This is a genomic window from Amycolatopsis sp. NPDC005003 (assembly GCF_053600695.1).
The window spans coordinates 101,007-118,074 of record NZ_JBSGAI010000005.1 but is presented as its reverse complement, the minus strand read 5'-3'; the positions used below and the strand labels follow the sequence as shown (position 1 = coordinate 118,074).

Here is a 17,068-nt window from a genome sequence, read left to right as displayed (position 1 = left end):
GGTCGACGTGGTCGGGAAAGCGCTTCCAGGAAATTGATGCGGCTGGGACCCGCACTTGGTTAAGTAGTAAACAAACGAACTCCCGCGTTGTCAACGTGCGGGGGAGCGGGCACGGTCATTCGACAGTTTCACTGCGGCGAAAGCAGGTGCAGATGGCGAAATCGGGCATCGGTGACCGCGCCGGCGAGGTCTTCGCCGCGCTGGCGGCCGCCGGGCAGGCCACCCGGCCGCAGCTCGCGGTGGCCTGCGGGCTGTCGAAGCCGACGGTCTCGCTGGTGATGGCCGAGCTGGAAGCCGCGGGGCTCGCCGAGCGCAGCGGCAGTTCGTCGGGGACCACCGGGCGGACCGCGGCGATCTACCGGCTGGGCCCCCGGGCCGGGTACGTGCTGGCGGTCGACCGCGGCTCGACGCAGGTGACGCTGCGGGCGACCCGGCTCGACGGGGAACTGCTGGACGAAGACCGGACCGCCCGGCCCGCCTCCGCGGAAGCCATGGTGGAAGCCGTGCTGCGCCGCGGGAACGGCCGCGGTCCGCTTCGGGCCGTGGTGGTCGCGGTGTCCGATGTGGTCTCCCCGCCCGGCCGCGGCGAGCCGGCGACCATGGCCCGGGTGCGGGACGCGGTGGCCTCGCTCGGGCTGCCCGCCGGCGCGCCCGTGCACACCGAGAACAACGTCAACTGCGCGGCCATCGCCGAACTCGCCGAAGGGGCGGGCCGTGACCACGACAGCTTCGTGTTCCTGCAGGTCGGCGTGGCGATCGGGGCGGGGGTGGTGCTCGGGCGCCGGCTGGTGCGCGGGGCGAGCGGCGCGGCGGGGGAGGTCGCGCGGCTGGCCTACCCCTGGGCGGACGACCGGCCGCCGGTCCGCGACGCCCTGGAAGCGCGGCTCGGTTCACGGGCGCTGCTGCGGCGCGCCCGCGGGCGCTGGGCGGGCCGTCCGGACCCGGCGCCGCGGACGGCCGCCGCGCTGTTCGCACTGGCGGAGAAGGGAGACGCCGTCGCGCTCGGGATCGTCGCGGAGCACGCCGAAGCCGTCGGGAACCTCGCCGCGTCGATCTGCGCGGTCGTCGACCCCGGCCTGGTCGTGCTGGGCGGCGGGGTGGGGCGCAACAAGCTGCTCCGGCCCGGCGTCGTCGCCACCGTCGAGCGGCTGAGCTGGCCGGCCGACGTCGTGGTGAGCGAGCTGGGCGCCCGCGCGACCGTGCTCGGGGCCGCGCACCTGGCCCGGGAACGGGGCATCCGCGCGGTGCTGGCCGAAGGGTGACCACTCGGCCGTTGACAGCGGTGGAGCGCCTGCCTAGAGTGCCGAGAAAGCGCTTCCAGCTCCCTGGGACGGAACCACTGGAACCGCGTGCGTCGGAAGAAATGCCACGGCAGCCGCCTCGTTTTCGGCAAGGCTGCCGGTCCACGCTGGAGTCCCGGGAGCAGCCGATGTCAGCCGAAGCAGCAACGCACCCGATCGAAGCCGGGAGCGCGCCGCCGGCGAAACCCGTGCCCGTCCGCCGCCGCCGGAAACGGCACAAGGACAACCGGGCCGCCTACGCCTTCCTGACGCCGTGGTTCTTCGGGATCTTCGGGTTCGTGCTGCTGCCGATGGGCTATTCGCTGTACCTGTCGCTGACGAAGTTCGACCTGCTGAGCTCGCCGCAATGGGTGGGCTTCGACAACTACCTGGCGATGTGGCAGGACGAGAAGTTCCTGCACTCGGTCAAGGTCACGCTCACCTACGTCGTCGCCTCGGTGCCGCTCAAGCTCGCGGCCGCGCTCGTCGTCGCCGCGGTGCTCAACCGGGGTCTGCGCGCGCTGGGGTTCTACCGCTCGGTCTTCTACCTGCAGTCGCTGCTCGGCACGAGCGTCGCGGTGTCGGTGATGTGGCGCCAGATCTTTTCGCAGCAGGGCCTGCTGAACCAGGTGCTCGGGATCTTCGGCATCCGCGGCGCCGACTGGATCGGCGACCCGCGGTTCGCGCTGTGGACCCTGGTCCTGCTGTCGGCCTGGCAGTTCGGCACCCCGATGCTGATCTTCCTCGCCGGGCTCAAGCAGATCCCGAAGGAACTGTACGAGGCCGCGGAGCTGGACGGTGCCGGCCGGATCCGGATGTTCTTCCGGATCACCGTGCCGATGCTGTCCCCGGTGATCTTCTTCAACCTGGTCTTGGAGACGATCAACGCGTTCCAGGCGTTCACCCCGGCCTACGTGGTCAGCGGCGGGCTGGGCGGGCCGATCGACTCGACCATGCTGTACACGCTTTACCTCTACCGCAAGGGCTTCTCGAGCCTGCAGATGGGCTACGCCTCGGCGATGGCGTGGGTCCTGTTCGTGGTGATCGGCCTCTTCACCGCGCTCTACTTCGCGTCTTCACGGCGCTGGGTCACCTACGCGGACTGAAAGGACCGAAATGGCCGTCAACGTCAAGGCGAAGACCCACTGGCGCGCGCACACGGTGCTGCTCGCCGCGGTCGTCGTGATGATCTACCCGCTGGTGTGGCTGGTCGGGGCTTCGTTCAAGCCCGAGAACCAGATCTTCAGCTCGCTCGACCCGATCCCGTGGCACTTCACCTTCGACAGCTACCTGAGCGGCTGGACGGCGACGGGGACGTCCTTCACCGTCTACCTCGCGAACTCGGCGACCATCACGCTCTGCGTGGTGTTCGGCAACATCGCGTCCTGCTCGCTCGCCGCCTACGCGTTCGCCCGGCTCGACTTCGCCTTCCGCAAGATCTGGTTCGGGCTGATGCTCGGCACGCTGATGCTGCCGTTCCAAGCCACGATGATCCCGCAGTACACGATCTTCTACAAGCTGAACTGGATCAACACGTTCCTGCCGCTGGTGGTGCCGCAGCTGCTCGCCTGCGACGCGTTCTTCATCTTTCTCATGGTGCAGTTCATCCGGGGCATTCCCCGCGAGCTGGACGAAGCGGCGGCCATCGACGGCGCCGGGCACGGCCGGATCTTCTTCTCGGTGATCCTCCCGCTCCTGCGCCCGGCCCTGCTCACCACCGGGGTCCTGACCTTCATCTGGACGTTCAACGACTTCCTCCGCCAGCTCGTCTACCTCTCCGACAAGTCCCGGTACACGGTCCCGCTGGGCCTCAACTCCTTCATCGACCGGGCGAGCGGGTCCAGCTACGGCGGCATGCTCGCGATGTCGGTGGTCACCCTCGTCCCGACGGTCGCGGTGTTCCTGATCTGCCAGAAGCGCCTGGTCGACGGCGTCGCCAACACCGGCATCAAAGGCTGAACCCCAACAGCAGAAAGTGAGACCGCGATGGCACAGCACCTGTCCAGGAGGGGGTTCCTCGGGATCGCCGGGGCGGGGGTGGCCTCGGCCGCGCTCGCCGGCTGCGGTTTCGCGCCGCCCAGCAGCAGCGGAACCGGTGGCGGGAACAACGCCCTGACCTTCCGCTGGTGGGGCGGCAACGCCCGCAACGACGCCTACCAGAAGGCGGTGAAGCTCTTCACCGACAAGACCGGGATCGCCGTCACCACCCAGTACTCCGGCTACGACGGGTACTTCGACAAGCTGAACACCGAGTTCGCCGGCGGCAACCCGCCCGACATCTTCCAGATGGACACCGCGCTCATCAGCACCTACGCCGGCCGGAACACGCTCACCGACCTGGGTACCTACATCCCCGGCACGATCGGGCTGGACACCCTCTACGCGCCGCTGCGCACGGCGGGCGCGGTGAAGGGCAAGACCTACGGCGTCCCCTCCGGCTCCGGAAACGCCCCGGTGCTCTACGACAAGACGGTCTTCGACCAGCTCAAGATCACGCCGCCGACCGACGACTGGACGTGGCAGGACTTCGGCACCCTCGCCGGAGAGATCTCCAAGGCCTGGGGCCCGGACAAGTACGGCGCACTGGACGCGTCGAAGGACGACTCGGGTGCGCTGCAGCCGTGGCTGCGCCAGCGCGGCAAGGACCTCTACACCCCGGACCAGACCCTCGGCTTCGGCCCCGAGGACCTGACCGAGTGGTTCACCTTCTGGGACGGCCTGCGCAAGTCGGGCGCGGTCTGCCCGCCGACGCTGCTGAGCAACACCGACGCGGCGACGGGCACCCATCCGCTGATCACCGGGCAGATCGCGATGACCACCGGGTGGGGCCTGGCCCAGATGCAGCCGCTGACCCAGCACGAGCTCAAGCTGGTCGTCGTGCCGCGGGCCAACGGCAAGACCGGCCAGGCGCTGTCCGGCGGTGTGCTGCTGTGCATCCCGGTGAAGAGCAAGAACCCGGAAGGCGCGGCCAAGCTGATCAACTTCTTCCTCAACGACGACGACGCGATCAAGACGATGAAGCTGCAGCGCGGGCTGCCCCCGTCGGACAAGGCGAAGAACCTTCTCGCGCCGACGGCCAGCGCCCCGGAGAAGGCGGACATGGAGTTCGGCGAGTACGTGGCCGCGCAGGTCGCCAAGGACGGCCTGCCCACCGCGCCGACCGCGCCGCCGGGCTACGGCGACGTCAAGACCGCGCTCGACTCGGCGGCCAAGCAGATCGCGTTCGGCAAGGTGTCGATCGCGGACGGCGTGACCCAGTTCTTCAGCGACGCCAAGAACGCCCTCGCCAACGCCAAGTAGGGAGAAGCGTGCGCATCGACGCCGTGCGGGGCACCGATCTGTTCGTCGGCTCCGCCGCCGCGGCCCGCCAAGTCGTCCGGGTGACGCTGAGCGGGCCGCGGGCGCCGGTGCGCGTCCGCGTCGAGGGCAAGCGGGTGTCCACACCGGAGCCCGTCCTCGCCGACGTTCACCCGGACGGGGTGACCGTCGAGGTCGGCGTGGTCTTCCAAGCCCCCGAAGGTTCCGAGCACCGGGTCACCGTGGTCGCGGAGTCGGCCGGGCAGCGCGTCTCGGCGGAGGCGGACCTCGTCGTCGCGGAGACCGGCTGGACGATGTGGATGGTCTCGCACTTCCACTACGACCCGGTGTGGTGGAACACCCAGGCCGGCTTCACCGACACCTGGCTCGACCTGCCGCTGGCGCAGGAAAAGCGGATGACCTTCCAGCGGTCGGCGTTCGACCTCGTCCGCGCGCACCTGGAGGCCGCCCGCGACGACGAGGACTACCGGTTCGTCCTCGCCGAGGTCGACTACCTCAAGCCGCACTGGGACGCCTTCCCCGGCGACCGCCACGACCTGCGCCGGTTCCTCCGCGACGGCCGGATCGAGCTGGTCGGCGGCAACTACAACGAGGCCAACACGAACCTGACCCACCCGGAGTCGACGATCCGCAACGCCGTCTACGGCGTCGGCTACCAGCGGGACGTCGTCGGCGGCGACCCGCGCTCGGCGTGGATGCTCGACGTCTTCGGCCACGACCCGGCCTACCCCGGGCTGATGGCCGACGCGGGCCTCGAGTCGAGTGCCTGGGCGCGCGGGCCGTGGCACCACGTCGGGGCGAAGCGGCACACCGGCGACATCGGCCGGATGCAGTTCCCGTCGGAGTTCGAGTGGATCTCCCCGAGCGGGCGGGGCCTGCTGACCGCCTACATGGCCGACCACTACGTCGCCGGGTGGGGCGTCGAGCGCCAGGACACCCTCGAAGAGGCGATGGAAGAGGCCTACCGGCAGTTCAGCACGCTGCGGCAGGTCGCCGCCACGCGCAACGTGCTGCTGCCGGTCGGGCACGACCACAACATCCCGTCGCGGTTCTGCACGGAGATCCACCGCACCTGGAACGCCCGGTACGTGTGGCCGCGGTTCGTGGTCGGCCTGCCGCGGGACTTCTTCGCCGCGGTCCGCGCGGACGCGGCGGCGCGCGGCACGGCGATCAGCGTGCAGACCCGGGACATGAACCCCGTCTACACCGGCAAGGACGTCTCCTACATCGACACCAAGCAGGCCCAGCGCGCGGCGGAGGTCGCGGTGCTCGACGGCGAGCGGGCGGCCACCCTCGCCACCCTGCTCGGGGCGCGGTACCCGCACGCAGCCCTCGACAAGGCCTGGCGGCAGCTGGTGTACGGCGCCCACCACGACGCCATCACCGGCACCGAGTCCGACCAGGTCTACCTCGACCTGCTCACCGGCTGGCGCGAAGCGGCCGACCGCGGCGGCGAGGTCCTCGACGGCGCGATCGCCGAGCTGGCCGGCCACGCCGACACGAGCGGCGACGGCGTGGCCGTCTTCGTGCTCAACACGCTGTCCTGGACCCGGGACGCGATCACGTCGGTGACCGTGAGCCCGGGGACCACGGGCGCGCGGGTCGTCGATCCGGACGGCCGCCCGGTCCCCGCCGTCGCCGACGCGGTCGTGCGCCGCCCCGACGGCTCCCTCGAAGAGATCACGCTGACCTTCCTCGCGACGGCGGTGCCCGCGCTCGGGTACCGGGTCTACCGGGTCGTCGACGCGGCCGACGTCCCACCCGGGTGGACCGCGAAACCGGGGCCGCCGTCGATCGAGAACGACGTCTTCGCCGTCGAAGCCGACCCGGCGCGCGGGGGCGCGCTCAAGCGCGTCCGGGACCGGCGCAGCGGCCGGGACCTGCTGCGCGACGGCGGGCTCGCCGCCGGGCTGGTCGTGCAGGACGAGCACGCCGAGCACCCGGTGTGGGGCGAAGGCCCGTGGCACCTGCTGCCGAAGGGGCCCGGCCACGGCCCGGGCGCGGCGGAGGTGGTCGTCGAGACCAGCCCGGTGGGGGAGCGGCTCGTCGCCACCACCACCCTGGACGAGCTGCGGATCACCCAGCGCACGACGCTGTGGCGTGGGGTGTCCCGGGTGGACGTTCGCACCGACGTCGACGGCTCGCTGGGCCGGGACCGGCTCCTGCGCGCCTGCTTCGACTTCGCCGTCCCGGGCGCCCTCCCGGTGGCCGAGGTCGGCTTCGGCGCGATCGGCCGGTCGTTCGGCTTCCCGGACGTCGACGCGGCCGAACACCTGTGGACCCTCGACACGCCGGCCCACACCTGGGCCGGGCTGTCGGCCACCGCCCGCGTCGCGCTCGTCCGCGACGACGGCACCCGGACCGCGCACGCCATCGGCGTCGCCGAAGTCGTCGAGCCCCTCGCTCCCGGGCTGGAGGTCCGGGCGCTGGTGGCGGCGCTGGCCGCGAAGGGCGTCACGGCGACCTGCACCCGCCCGGGCGGCCCGCGTTACGGCGCCCTGGACGCCGATTCGAACCTGCCCGACGTCCGGATCGTCGTCGGCGCGGACAATCCGTACGCCGCCGAAGTCCTCGCCTCCGCCGGGCCCGGTTACCGGGACGCCCTCGCCCGCCACGGCCGCGTGTTCGTCCCGGCGACCCGGACCCGCCGTGAGGCCTGGGTGCCCGACGCCGATCTGCGCGGCCTCCGTGACCTGCCGGTGGTGATCGTCGACGACGTCAAGGCCGCCATCGCCGAGCTGCGCGCGGAGGCGACCCTCGACGTGCGGGTCCCCGGCGGGCTCGACGGCACCGCCGAACCCGCCGACAGCTACTCCGTCGCGGTCGTCAACCACGGCACGCCCGGGTTCGTCGTCGACCCGGACGGCACGCTGCACCTGTCGCTGATGCGCTCGTGCAGCGGCTGGCCCAGCGGCGTCTGGATCGACGGCGACCGCCGGACCGCGCCCGACGGCTCGAGTTTCGCCTGGCAGCACTGGACCCACACGTTCGGCTTCGCGATCGTCGCCGGGGAAGGGGACTGGCGGGCCGCCGGGTTCCCGCGTGGCGCGCAGGAAGCCGCGCACCCGCTGCGGGCCCGTCCGGTGCCCGCCACCGCGGGCGCGCTGCCGCCCACGCTGAGCCTGATCTCGGTCGAACCGGCCGAAGTCGTGCTGACGGCGGCGAAACCCGCGGGCAACCCGCTCGCCTCGGGGGCGGTGGTCCCGCCCGCGGACGCGATCACCCTGCGGGTGTACGAATCGACCGGCTCCCCGGCCACGGCGTCCGTCGCGCTGCACGGCGGGATCCGGTCGGCCTGGCGCACCGATCTCCTCGAGGAGAAGGGCGAACCGGTCGACGTCGGCGACGGGCGCGCGCGGGTCGAACTGGGGGCCGCGGACGTGGCGACCCTGCGGCTGGAACCCGCCACCCGGTCGGGCGGTGGCCGGGAAACCGCCGCGGAACCCGTGCAGCCGGTCCACACCCGGTACTGGCTGCACAACGAAGGCCCGGCGCCGGTCGGCAACCTGCCGGTGAGCGTGCACCTGACGCCGACCCGGGCGAGGCTCGACGGCGGACGAGCCTTGTTGGACGTCATGGTGAGCTGCAGCGGCCGCCCGGCTCGCGGGCACGTCGAACTGGAGCTGCCGCCGGGGTGGCAGGCCGGGGACGTGCCGGACCTCGCGTACGACCTGGCACCCGGGGGACACGCGAAAACCACGGTCGAGGTGCGCGGTCCGGAAACGCCCGGCCGGTACCTGCTCGCCGCGCGAATTTCCGGCGACCATGGGCAAATCCTCGAAGACACGGCGGAAATCCTGGTGGGCGCGCCGCCGCCGCGGGCCGATCTGGTCGACGTCGAACTCCTGTCCGGCCCGATCGTCCTGAACCCGGGCGGGCTCGCCGAACTGCCGGTGTCGGTGACGAACCTGGCCCAAAGTGAAATCCGGGGCGGGGTCGCCGCGATCAGCCCGTTCGGCACCTGGGGACCCGAGGTGACGATCGGCCCGCGGGCTCAGCCCTTCCGGCTCGCCGCCGGTGCAAAAGCGATCGCGCCGATCACCGTCCGGGCCGGTCACCGCGCCCGGCCGGGCGCGCACTGGTGGGTGCTGGTCCGCGTGGCCGCCCACGGGCGGCTCGCCTACAGCCCCGCCGTCGAAGTCCGGATCGAGTGAATTCGTCGAATTCGCGGTACTGCCGCAAAAGTTCAGGTTACTGCCCGGCGAATTACTCCGGACGCTCCTTGACCCGGATCGGTCCGGAGCTGATCATTCCCGCAGCGATTCCCCGCGCGATTTCCCGCGCCTTCCCAGGAGAACCCCTTGAGCCTCGCGCCCTTGGACCGGCGGACCTTCCTGCGCTGGTCCGCCCTCGTCCCCGCCGTCGCCGCCGTGCCCACCGTGCTGGGCGTGCCCGCCTGGGCGGCGGAAACGGCGGCCTTCGTCGACACCTACCGCACGAACGTCCCGGCCAACCACACCGCGGAGACCAACGCGGCGGTGCGGATCCTGAGCGGGATGCAGCGGGTCTGGCGCACCGGGTCCACTTGGGACGGTGGGGTCGTGCTCGACGCGGCCGTGCTGCGCGCGAACGTCCGCCACTGCGTCGCCGTCACCCGCGCCCGGACCGACGCCGAAGCCAAGCGGGCGTTCGTCTACGACCGCCAGCACCAGTCCTACGCGGCCATCGGCGGCCTCGGCCCCCTCGCCGACCTCTACCGCAGCGGCGCCAAGGCCGTCACGAGCATCACCTCCGCCCCCGACGGCACGCCGCCGGCGAAGGTCGACGACACCGTCCCGGCGAACGCCCCGGCGGGCTCGGCGCTCGGCGCCGGTGCGCACGACTCGGAGCTCGGCCTGGTGGCCACGCTCGTGGACACCGTCCGCGGCACCTTCGCGTCCGGCAACCCGAGCAAGAACGCCTACCAGTACCCGCGGCCGTGGCGGCTGACCGCGGACAGCAAGGTCGTTCCCACCGGCGCGACCGACGCCCTCGGCTACCCGGTCTACGACTCCGAAGTGCTCGTCGCACCGCAGCTGCTGCGGCAGCGCAGCACGACCCCGGCCGAAGACGGCGGCTTCCCCAGCGGCCACACCAACGCGTTCCACCTGGCCTGCCTCGCGCTGGCCTACGCGATCCCGGAGCGGTTCCAGGAGCTGGTGGCCCGGGCCTACGACCTGTCCGACACCCGGATCGTCGCCGGGATGCACTCGCCGGTCGACGTGCTCGGCGGCCGGACGCTGGCCACCGCGCTCACCGCGGCGACGCTCGCCGACCCGGAGAACGCCACGCTCAAGGCGGCGGCGCGTGAACAGGCCCTGAAGTACTTCACCGCCAAGACCGGCGCGACCGCCGACACGCTGTTCGCCCGCGCCCACACCGGCGCCGACGAATACGGCGACCGCCGGGCCAACGCCGCGATGGTCGCGCGCCGGGCGACCTACGGCCTGCCGAGCAGCGGGGCGCGCACGCCGATGCAGGTGCCGAAGGGGGCCGAGGTGCTCCTCGAAACCCGCCTGCCCTACCTCGACGCGGCCCAGCGGCGGGAAGTCCTGCGCACGACGGCGTTCCCGGCCGGGAACCCGCTGCTCGACGGCCCCGAGCTCTGGGGACGGCTGAACCTCTTCGCCGCGGCCGACGGCTACGGCGCGTTCGACACGAGCGTCCGCGTCACGATGGACGCCGCCCGCGGCGGGTTCGGCGCGAACGACAGCTGGCGCAACGACATCGGCGGCGACGGCGGGCTCGTCAAGGCGGGCACCGGGACGCTGACGCTCGCCGGGGCCAACAGCTACCGCGGCGGCACCCGCGTCGAGGCGGGCACCCTGGTCGCCGCGACGCCGGGCGCGCTGGGCACCGGCGACGTCGAACTCGCCGGCGGCACCCTGCGCGCGTCCGGGCTCCGGGCGGGCGGCTACCACCAGACCGGCGGCACGCTGTCCGTGGCCGCCGGGCCGGCGCTGGTCGTGCGCGGCGAGGCCACCCTCGAGCGCGGCAGCGTCCTGGAGCTGCGGATCGACGGCTCCTGCCCGTGGCACGAGGTCGACGTGCTGTGCGCGCGGCGGCTGCGCGGCCGGTTCGCCGCCATCCGAGTCGACCGCCCGGGCTTCCGGGTGGTTCCCCGTTACACCCCCACCGGTTTGTCCGTCCGAATCCTGCGGGAGTTCTCGTGAGAAGACGCATCGCCGCGTTGGCACTCGCCGTCACCGTGTCCACTGTGGTCAGTCCGGCGGCCGCGCACGCGGCCACCGACGGCGGCAGCTTTTCGGTGCTGGCCTACAACGTCGCCGGCCTGCCGGAAAGCATCTCCAGCGCGCCGACACCGCGTGACCCCGCGACGACCGCGATCGGGCAGCGGCTCGGCCCCTACGACGTCGTGCACGTCGAGGAGGACTTCAACTACCACGCCAAGCTCTACGCGGCCGACACCCACCCGTACCGCACGCCCACCAGCGGCGGCGCGGGGATCGGCAGCGGGCTGAACACGCTGTCCTCGCTGCCGTACGACGCCGACGACTTCGAGCGCGTCCGCTGGACGTCCTGCCAGCTCGACTCCGGCGACTGCCTGACCCCGAAGGGCTTCACCTTCATGCGGGTGCGGCTGGCCGAAGGCGTGTACGTCGACTTCTACAACGCGCACACCAACGCCGGCACGAACGACGGCGACGAGGCCTCGCGCGCGTCGAACCTGGCGCAGCTGACCGCCTTCATCCGGTCGCACTCGGCGGGCAACGCGGTGGTCGTGATGGGCGACACCAACACGCGCTACACCCGCGCGGCCGACACGATCGCCCAGTTCGGGGCGGACAACGGCCTCACCGACGCGTGGGTCAAGCTCGTGCGCGGCGGCGTCGCGCCGGCCCCGGGCAGCCCCGACCTCGTGTGCGACAAGCAGGCGCCCACCAACGACTGCGAGGTCGTCGACAAGGTGCTCTACCGCGGCAGCAAGCTGGTGAACCTCGACGCGACCTTCTACAACAACGAGCACTCGAAGTTCCTCTACACCGACGGCAACATGCTGTCCGACCACGACCCGATCACCGTGCGGTTCAGCTGGACCCGCAATCCGGCGCTGCAGCTGTCGGAGCAGTACGGCGGCCCGCACGGCGACTACTTCACCGATGTCCCCGCGGTGCCGGCGGGCGCCCGGGTGCGCACGCTGTCGCTGCGCAGCGGCAACCGCGTCGACCAGGTCGGGGTGACCCTGGAGAACGGCACCACCCTGACCCACGGCGGCACGGGCGGGACGGCGGCGTCGCTCACCCTCGGCACCGGCGAGTACGTCACGACGGCGGCTTTGTGCCAGGGCAAGTACAACAACACGACCCGGATCTTCTCGGCCCGGTTCACCACCAACCTCGGCCGCGTCCTCGCCGGCGGCTCGACGACCGGTGACTGCGTGACCCGCACGGCCCCGGACGGCTGGCAGATCGCCGGCTTCCACGGCCGCACGGGCAACGAGGTCGACAAGGTGGGCTTCGTCTACACGCAGCGGTAATCGCCGGCGATCCCCCGAGGCGCCCCGCGGTCCGGTGGTCCCGGACGGCGGGGCGTCACGCTGTTCAGCAGCTCTTCGGCCACGGCCATGGTGGGCCGGGCGTTGGGATCGGGGTGGAGCAGCCGCAGCACGGCCTCGGTGAGCGGGTGGCGCTGCCCGGTACCCGCTTCACTGCCCACTTCACTGCCGACGGCGGCGTAGAGGGTGGCGCCGAGGGAGTACACCTCGGCCGGGAAGTCGGGGAAGCCGCCGTCGAGCACCTCGGGGGCGAGGAAGGCGCGCAGCGCCCGCCCGCCGCTCGCGATGGCGGCGTGCCCCTCGGCGGAGATGACGACGTGATCCGGATCGACCGCGGCGTGCAGGACGCCGTCGTCGTGCGCCGCGGCCAGCGCGGCGGCCAGCTGGGCCCCGAATCGCGCGACGAGCCCGGGCGCGAGCGAGCCGTGCTCGCCGAGCAGCTCGGTCAGCGTCCGCGCCCCGGGGTATTCGAGCACCAGGTAGGTGGTGCTGTCCTGGTCGACGACGTCACAGATGGCCGCCCGCGGCGCGGGGATGGCGGGCACCGCGGGCGGCTCGTCGAACAGCGGCTTGACGGCGACGATCCGGTCGAGCCGCTCGTCCTGGGCGTGCCAGACCAGCGTCCCCGACCCCGCGGGGCCGAGCAGCCGGTACCGGTCACCGATCAGTGTCCCTTCGCGCGCCACGTCGCCCGTCCCTCCGTCGTCCACCGTCCTACTGGGGGATACGGCCGGAAAGCGAATCCGGTTCGCTTGATCGACACGATTTCCCCCGCCCGGGTGGACCGCCCCCGCAAGCGCCCCCAGGTGGCCTGGGGGCGCTTGCGGCGGGGCCTACTTGAGCGGGGGGACGCTCCCGAGGGTGGGCACGACCTTGGCGATCGTCCCGTCCGGGGCGAACCGGAGCCGGTCGATGGTCACCTCCCGGTGGGTGCCGTCGCCGCCCGGGACGGCGAACCGGTGGTAGGCGATGTACCACTCGTCCTTGCCCGGCACCTGGACGATGCTGTGGTGCCCCGGCCCGAGGATCCCGAGCGACGGGTCCTTCTCCAGGATCACGCCCCGGTTCACCAGCCCGGCGCCCAGCGGGCTCGTCGCCGTCGCGTAGCCGACGCGGTAGTTCTCGCTGCCCGTGTCGTCGATGGACCACGTCAGGTGGTACGTCCCGGCGCGCTTGGTCATGAACAGCCCCTCGCGGAAGCCGTCGAGGCCGGTCAAGCGGGTGATCTTCGCCGGGTCGTAGGACACCAGGTCCGCGTTCAGCGGCACGACGTAGGCGTTGCCGTTGCCCCAGTAGAGGTAGGTCTGCCCGTCGTCGTCGGTGAACACCGCCGGGTCGATCGCCTGGCCGCCCGCCGGGTTCGCCGCGATCAGCGGCTTGCCCAGCGCGTCGGTGAACGGCCCGGCCGGCGACGAAGACACCGCGACGCCGATCTTGGCGTCCGCGCAGAAGTAGAAGTAGTACTTGCCGTTCTTCTCCGTGATCGTCGGCGCCCACGCCCGGCTGTCCGCCCACGAGACGTCCGGGCCGAGGTCGAGGATCTTCGGGTGCCGCGTCCAGGTGACGAGGTCCTTGCTCGACCAGGCGTCGAACGTCGTGCCGGACCAGCCGGGGAAGCCGTCGGTCGTGGCGTAGATGTAGTACGTGTCGCCGAAGCGGACGATGTTCGGGTCCGCGTTGAAGCCGGGCAGCACCGGGCTGTTCATCACCACCGCGCTGACCGTCCACGTCCGCCGCTGCCGGCCGGGCCCGACGACCGAGTAGCCCACCGGGCCGGTGAAGTCCTGCCGGGAACCGTTGTGCGGGAACACCTGCGTGCCGTCGGCCACCTGCAGCACCGGCGCCAGCCGCCGCACGTCCGTGCCCGGCTTCACCGGCAGGACGATGGTGCCCTTCGCGCTGTCGACGATCGCCGGCACCTTCAGGGAGTCGAGGGTCACCGAGCCGACGGCCGTCTCGTTGCCCGGCGTGCCGAGCACCTCCTTGGCCGTCAGGCCGCGGTTCCACACGGTGAACCGGCGCATCTTGCCCTGGAAGTACTTGTCCGCACCGTAGGCCGACCGCCCGAGGTAGTTCGACGTCGTGATGCCCGCGCCGAGGTCGCCGGGCTTCGCCGTGACACCGTCCACATGGGCCACTTCGACGCCGTTGTCGTACAGCCGCGCCGTTCCGTTCGACAACGTGTACGTCAGCGTGTGCCAGGCGCCGCGGGTCAGCGCCTTCTTGCTGTCGGCGTTCTGCTCGGTCGACCAGTTGCCGGACGCGATCGCCGCCCGGTAGGTGTCCCCGGTCGCGAACAGGTAGCCGTCACCGGCGTTGTCGGTGCTGTTGCCCAGGTTCCACAGGAAGTACGGCGTCTGCTGGCCGGGGTCGACCCACACCTGCGCCGACACCGTGATCCCGCTCAGGCCGCTCATCAGGTTGTTCGGCAGTGCGACGTAACCGTCCTTGCCCGCGAAGGCGAGGCCGTCCGGCGAGCGCGTGACACCGCCGTGCACGGTGGCGTCCCGCCGGTTCCCGGAGACGTCGGCGACCGTGTCGCCCGAGGCCGCCGCCGTGAGGTCGTAGTCGGCGACGACGCCCTTGCCGTCCGCGGTCACCGGCGGCGGCCCCTGCCGCAGCCGGGCGAGTTCGGCCTTGGTCACCGGCAGCACTGTGCCGTGACGCGGGCTCTTCGGCAGCTGGTACTCGGCCGGGATCGTCCAGTTCGGCTTGGCGAGGGAGTCGGTGACGAAGGGGACGTACCCGCGGCGCGGCGTCTCGTCCATGAAAGCGTAGAACTTGTTGCTGTCGTTGGCCTTGAAGACCGTCGGGCCCTCGACCCAGTCGGTGCCGAGCTTGGTGCGGATGCAGTCGGAGACGAGCTCCCAGTTGCGCGGCTTCGTCGTGGGCAGGTCCACCGCGCGCAGGTTCTTCGACCGCTCGAGCACGATGTCGCGCTCGCAGGAGCCGATGACCTTGCCGTCGGTGGTCAGCCGGTAGTAGTAGTCGCCGTCCTTGATGACGGTGGAGTCGATGACGCCGGCCCCCGGGTCGTTCCACACCTGAGGCTTGCTGAACGTCCGGAAGTCGCGGGTGGTCGCGTACATCATCCGCGGGTAGGTCGAGCCGGTGTGGTCGACGTCGGTGGGGGAGTAGGGGCTGGTGGCCCAGTAGACGACGTAAGCACCGATCGCCGGGTCATAGGTCGCCTCCGGTGCCCAGGTCATGCCGGCCGTGTCGTCGGAGACCCGGACGTGCCGCTGGTTCGACCAGGTGACCAGGTCGGTCGACTCCCAGATCTCCAGGTACTGGCTGCCGTGCCGCTGCGCCTGGTCCCAGCCGCGGCCGTCGTTGATCTGCAGGTCGGTGGCGACGATGTAGAACCGGTCGCCCTCCGGGCTGCGGACGATGAACGGGTCGCGAACGCCGGTCTCGCCGTAGTTCGAGCGCAGCACGGGCCGGCCGCCGTTGAGCTCGTCCCAGTGCAGCGGGTCGTTGCCGCGGCTGGCCGCGAAGTGGATCTGCTCGGTGTCCTGCGTCGCCTCACCGGTGAAGTAGGCGAACATGTAGCCCTCGAGCGCTTCCTTCTTCGGCAGCGGCAGGACGGTGAGGGTGAAGGAACGTTCCGCCGTCGCGTGGCCCTTCGTCGCGCGGACCGTGAGCCGTGCCTTGGCCGGCCGCGCTCCGGCCGCGGGCCGGGTCACCTCGCCGGTGGCGGTGACGACGCGGGGGTCCTGGCTGCACCAGGTCAGCGTGACGTCGCCGGCGCCCTTGACCGGCAGCGTGATGTTGCCGCGGATCGCGTCCTGGTCCGGGATGACGATGCCCTTGAGCGCGTTGTCGACCTTCTGCCGGTCGGTGATGTCCTGCAGCACCGTGACGGTGAAGGAGCGGCTCGCGCTCTGGCCGGCGTAGGAGACGGCCGCCGTCAAGGTCACCTTCGCGTTGCCGGCGCCGGGCGCGGGCCGCGTCACCACGCCGGTCGCGGACACCACGGCCGGGTTGCTCGACGTCCAGGCGATCGCCGAGCCGCCGGCGCCGGTCTTCGGCAGGGTGAGGTCGCCGGTGACGGCGGAGGTGTCGCCGAGGTCGAGCGCCGCGGCATCGGCCGTCGCGCGTCCGGCGGCGGTGCGCTCGCCGAGGGCGCGGGCTTCGTCGGCGGTCACCGCGCGGTCGTAGACGCGGAAGTCGCGGACGTTCCCCTTGAGGTACTTGTCGCCGGTGTAGACCGACCGGCCCAGGTAGTCGGCCGTCGTCGTGCCACCGCCGATCGAGCCGGGCGTGATCGTGACGCCGGTCCGGCGGGCCGCTTCCACGCCGTCCTCGTAGAGGATCGCGGTGCCGCCGCCGAGGGTGTAGGTGACCGTGCGCCAGCTGCCGCGGGACAGGTTGCGGCCCGCGTTCGCGGTCTGTTCGGTGGACCAGTTGCCGGAGGCGATCGAGGCGCGGAAGGAGTCGCCGGTGGTGAACAGGTAGCCGTTCCCGGTGCCGCCGCCGTCGGTGTTGCCGAGGCCCCACAGGAAGTACGGCGTGCCCTGGTCGGCCGCGACGTTCACCTGTACCGAAACCGTGATGTCCGTGAGATCCCGCATGAGGTTGTCCGGCAGCCGGACGTGCCCGTTCGTGCCGCCCAGCCGCAGGCCCTCGTCGCCCTGCCACGTCGTGTCGCCGCTGACGGTGGCGGTGCGGCCGTGCCCCGACGCATCGGGCACGGTGGTCCCCGAACCGCCGGTGAGGTCGTAGCGCACGACCAGCCCGTCGTCGAGGGTGGCCGCGTGGCCGGAGGTGGCCAGGACGGTCGTGGCCGCCGCCGCGACGGCAAGGGTGGCGAGGACCGCGGTCAGCGGCCGGGGCCGCCGGGCGGACTTCGGCGACGTCGTCGTCGCCGAGAGTCGAACGGGCATACCGGCTCTCCAGGAAGGGTGGGCGCCGATGGCGCGGGAAGGGGACGACGCGGCTGGAGCCGGGACCCGGGAGCGGGCGCCGAGCGCGA

At 72.0% G+C, this 17,068-nt stretch carries 9 protein-coding genes; 7 read left to right on the top strand and 2 right to left on the bottom strand.

Annotation, left to right across the window (positions count from 1 at the left end; translation table 11 throughout):
* Positions 1-152: 152 nt before the first annotated feature.
* The 7 genes from ACWED2_RS07895 to ACWED2_RS07865 all read left to right on the top strand — a co-directional run bounded on the left by ACWED2_RS07895 (position 153) and on the right by ACWED2_RS07865 (position 12,075).
* Entirely contained in the window at positions 153-1,262 is a 1,110-nt protein-coding gene (locus ACWED2_RS07895) for an ROK family protein (protein WP_449689685.1), read from the top strand.
* A gap of 167 nt (positions 1,263-1,429) precedes the next feature.
* A complete protein-coding gene (locus ACWED2_RS07890; RefSeq protein ID WP_449689684.1) occupies positions 1,430-2,386 on the top strand; it encodes a carbohydrate ABC transporter permease in 957 nt (318 codons plus the stop codon).
* A 10-nt stretch (positions 2,387-2,396) separates the two neighbouring features.
* Complete coding sequence (locus ACWED2_RS07885; RefSeq protein WP_449689683.1) at positions 2,397-3,239, top strand: carbohydrate ABC transporter permease; 843 nt, start codon at positions 2,397-2,399, stop codon at positions 3,237-3,239.
* Between the two features lie 27 nt (positions 3,240-3,266).
* Positions 3,267-4,580, top strand: coding sequence for an ABC transporter substrate-binding protein (locus tag ACWED2_RS07880; protein ID WP_449689682.1), 1,314 nt, complete (start codon positions 3,267-3,269; stop codon positions 4,578-4,580).
* An 8-nt stretch (positions 4,581-4,588) separates the two neighbouring features.
* Entirely contained in the window at positions 4,589-8,752 is a 4,164-nt protein-coding gene (locus tag ACWED2_RS07875; RefSeq protein ID WP_449689681.1) for a glycoside hydrolase family 38 N-terminal domain-containing protein, read from the top strand.
* A gap of 147 nt (positions 8,753-8,899) precedes the next feature.
* On the top strand, positions 8,900-10,750 hold the full coding sequence (locus ACWED2_RS07870; protein WP_449689680.1) for a phosphatase PAP2 family protein: 1,851 nt from the start codon (positions 8,900-8,902) through the stop codon (positions 10,748-10,750).
* Positions 10,747-12,075 (top strand): jacalin-like lectin, encoded by a 1,329-nt coding sequence (locus ACWED2_RS07865; protein WP_449689679.1) that lies wholly within the window; start codon positions 10,747-10,749, stop codon positions 12,073-12,075. The genes ACWED2_RS07870 and ACWED2_RS07865 overlap by 4 nt, the downstream gene beginning before the upstream one ends.
* Here the strand turns inward: ACWED2_RS07865 and ACWED2_RS07860 are convergent.
* Together ACWED2_RS07860 and ACWED2_RS07855 are read right to left on the bottom strand one after the other, a co-directional pair.
* A complete protein-coding gene (locus ACWED2_RS07860; protein WP_449689678.1) occupies positions 12,060-12,803 on the bottom strand; it encodes a protein kinase domain-containing protein in 744 nt (247 codons plus the stop codon). The genes ACWED2_RS07865 and ACWED2_RS07860 overlap by 16 nt on opposite strands.
* 123 nt (positions 12,804-12,926) lie before the next feature.
* Complete coding sequence (locus tag ACWED2_RS07855; RefSeq protein ID WP_449689677.1) at positions 12,927-16,979, bottom strand: family 43 glycosylhydrolase; 4,053 nt, start codon at positions 16,977-16,979, stop codon at positions 12,927-12,929.
* Between the last annotated feature and the right edge of the window lie 89 nt (positions 16,980-17,068).

Bases quoted from the DNA above. Each gene is read 5' to 3' on its own strand.
- ACWED2_RS07890 (WP_449689684.1), top strand. From the start codon at position 1,430: ATGTCAGCCGAAGCAGCAACGCACCCGATCGAAGCCGGGAGCGCGCCG.
- ACWED2_RS07880 (WP_449689682.1), top strand. From the start codon at position 3,267: ATGGCACAGCACCTGTCCAGGAGGGGGTTCCTCGGGATCGCCGGGGCG.
- ACWED2_RS07895 (WP_449689685.1), top strand. From the start codon at position 153: ATGGCGAAATCGGGCATCGGTGACCGCGCCGGCGAGGTCTTCGCCGCG.
- ACWED2_RS07855 (WP_449689677.1), bottom strand. From the start codon at position 16,979: ATGCCCGTTCGACTCTCGGCGACGACGACGTCGCCGAAGTCCGCCCGG.
- ACWED2_RS07885 (WP_449689683.1), top strand. From the start codon at position 2,397: ATGGCCGTCAACGTCAAGGCGAAGACCCACTGGCGCGCGCACACGGTG.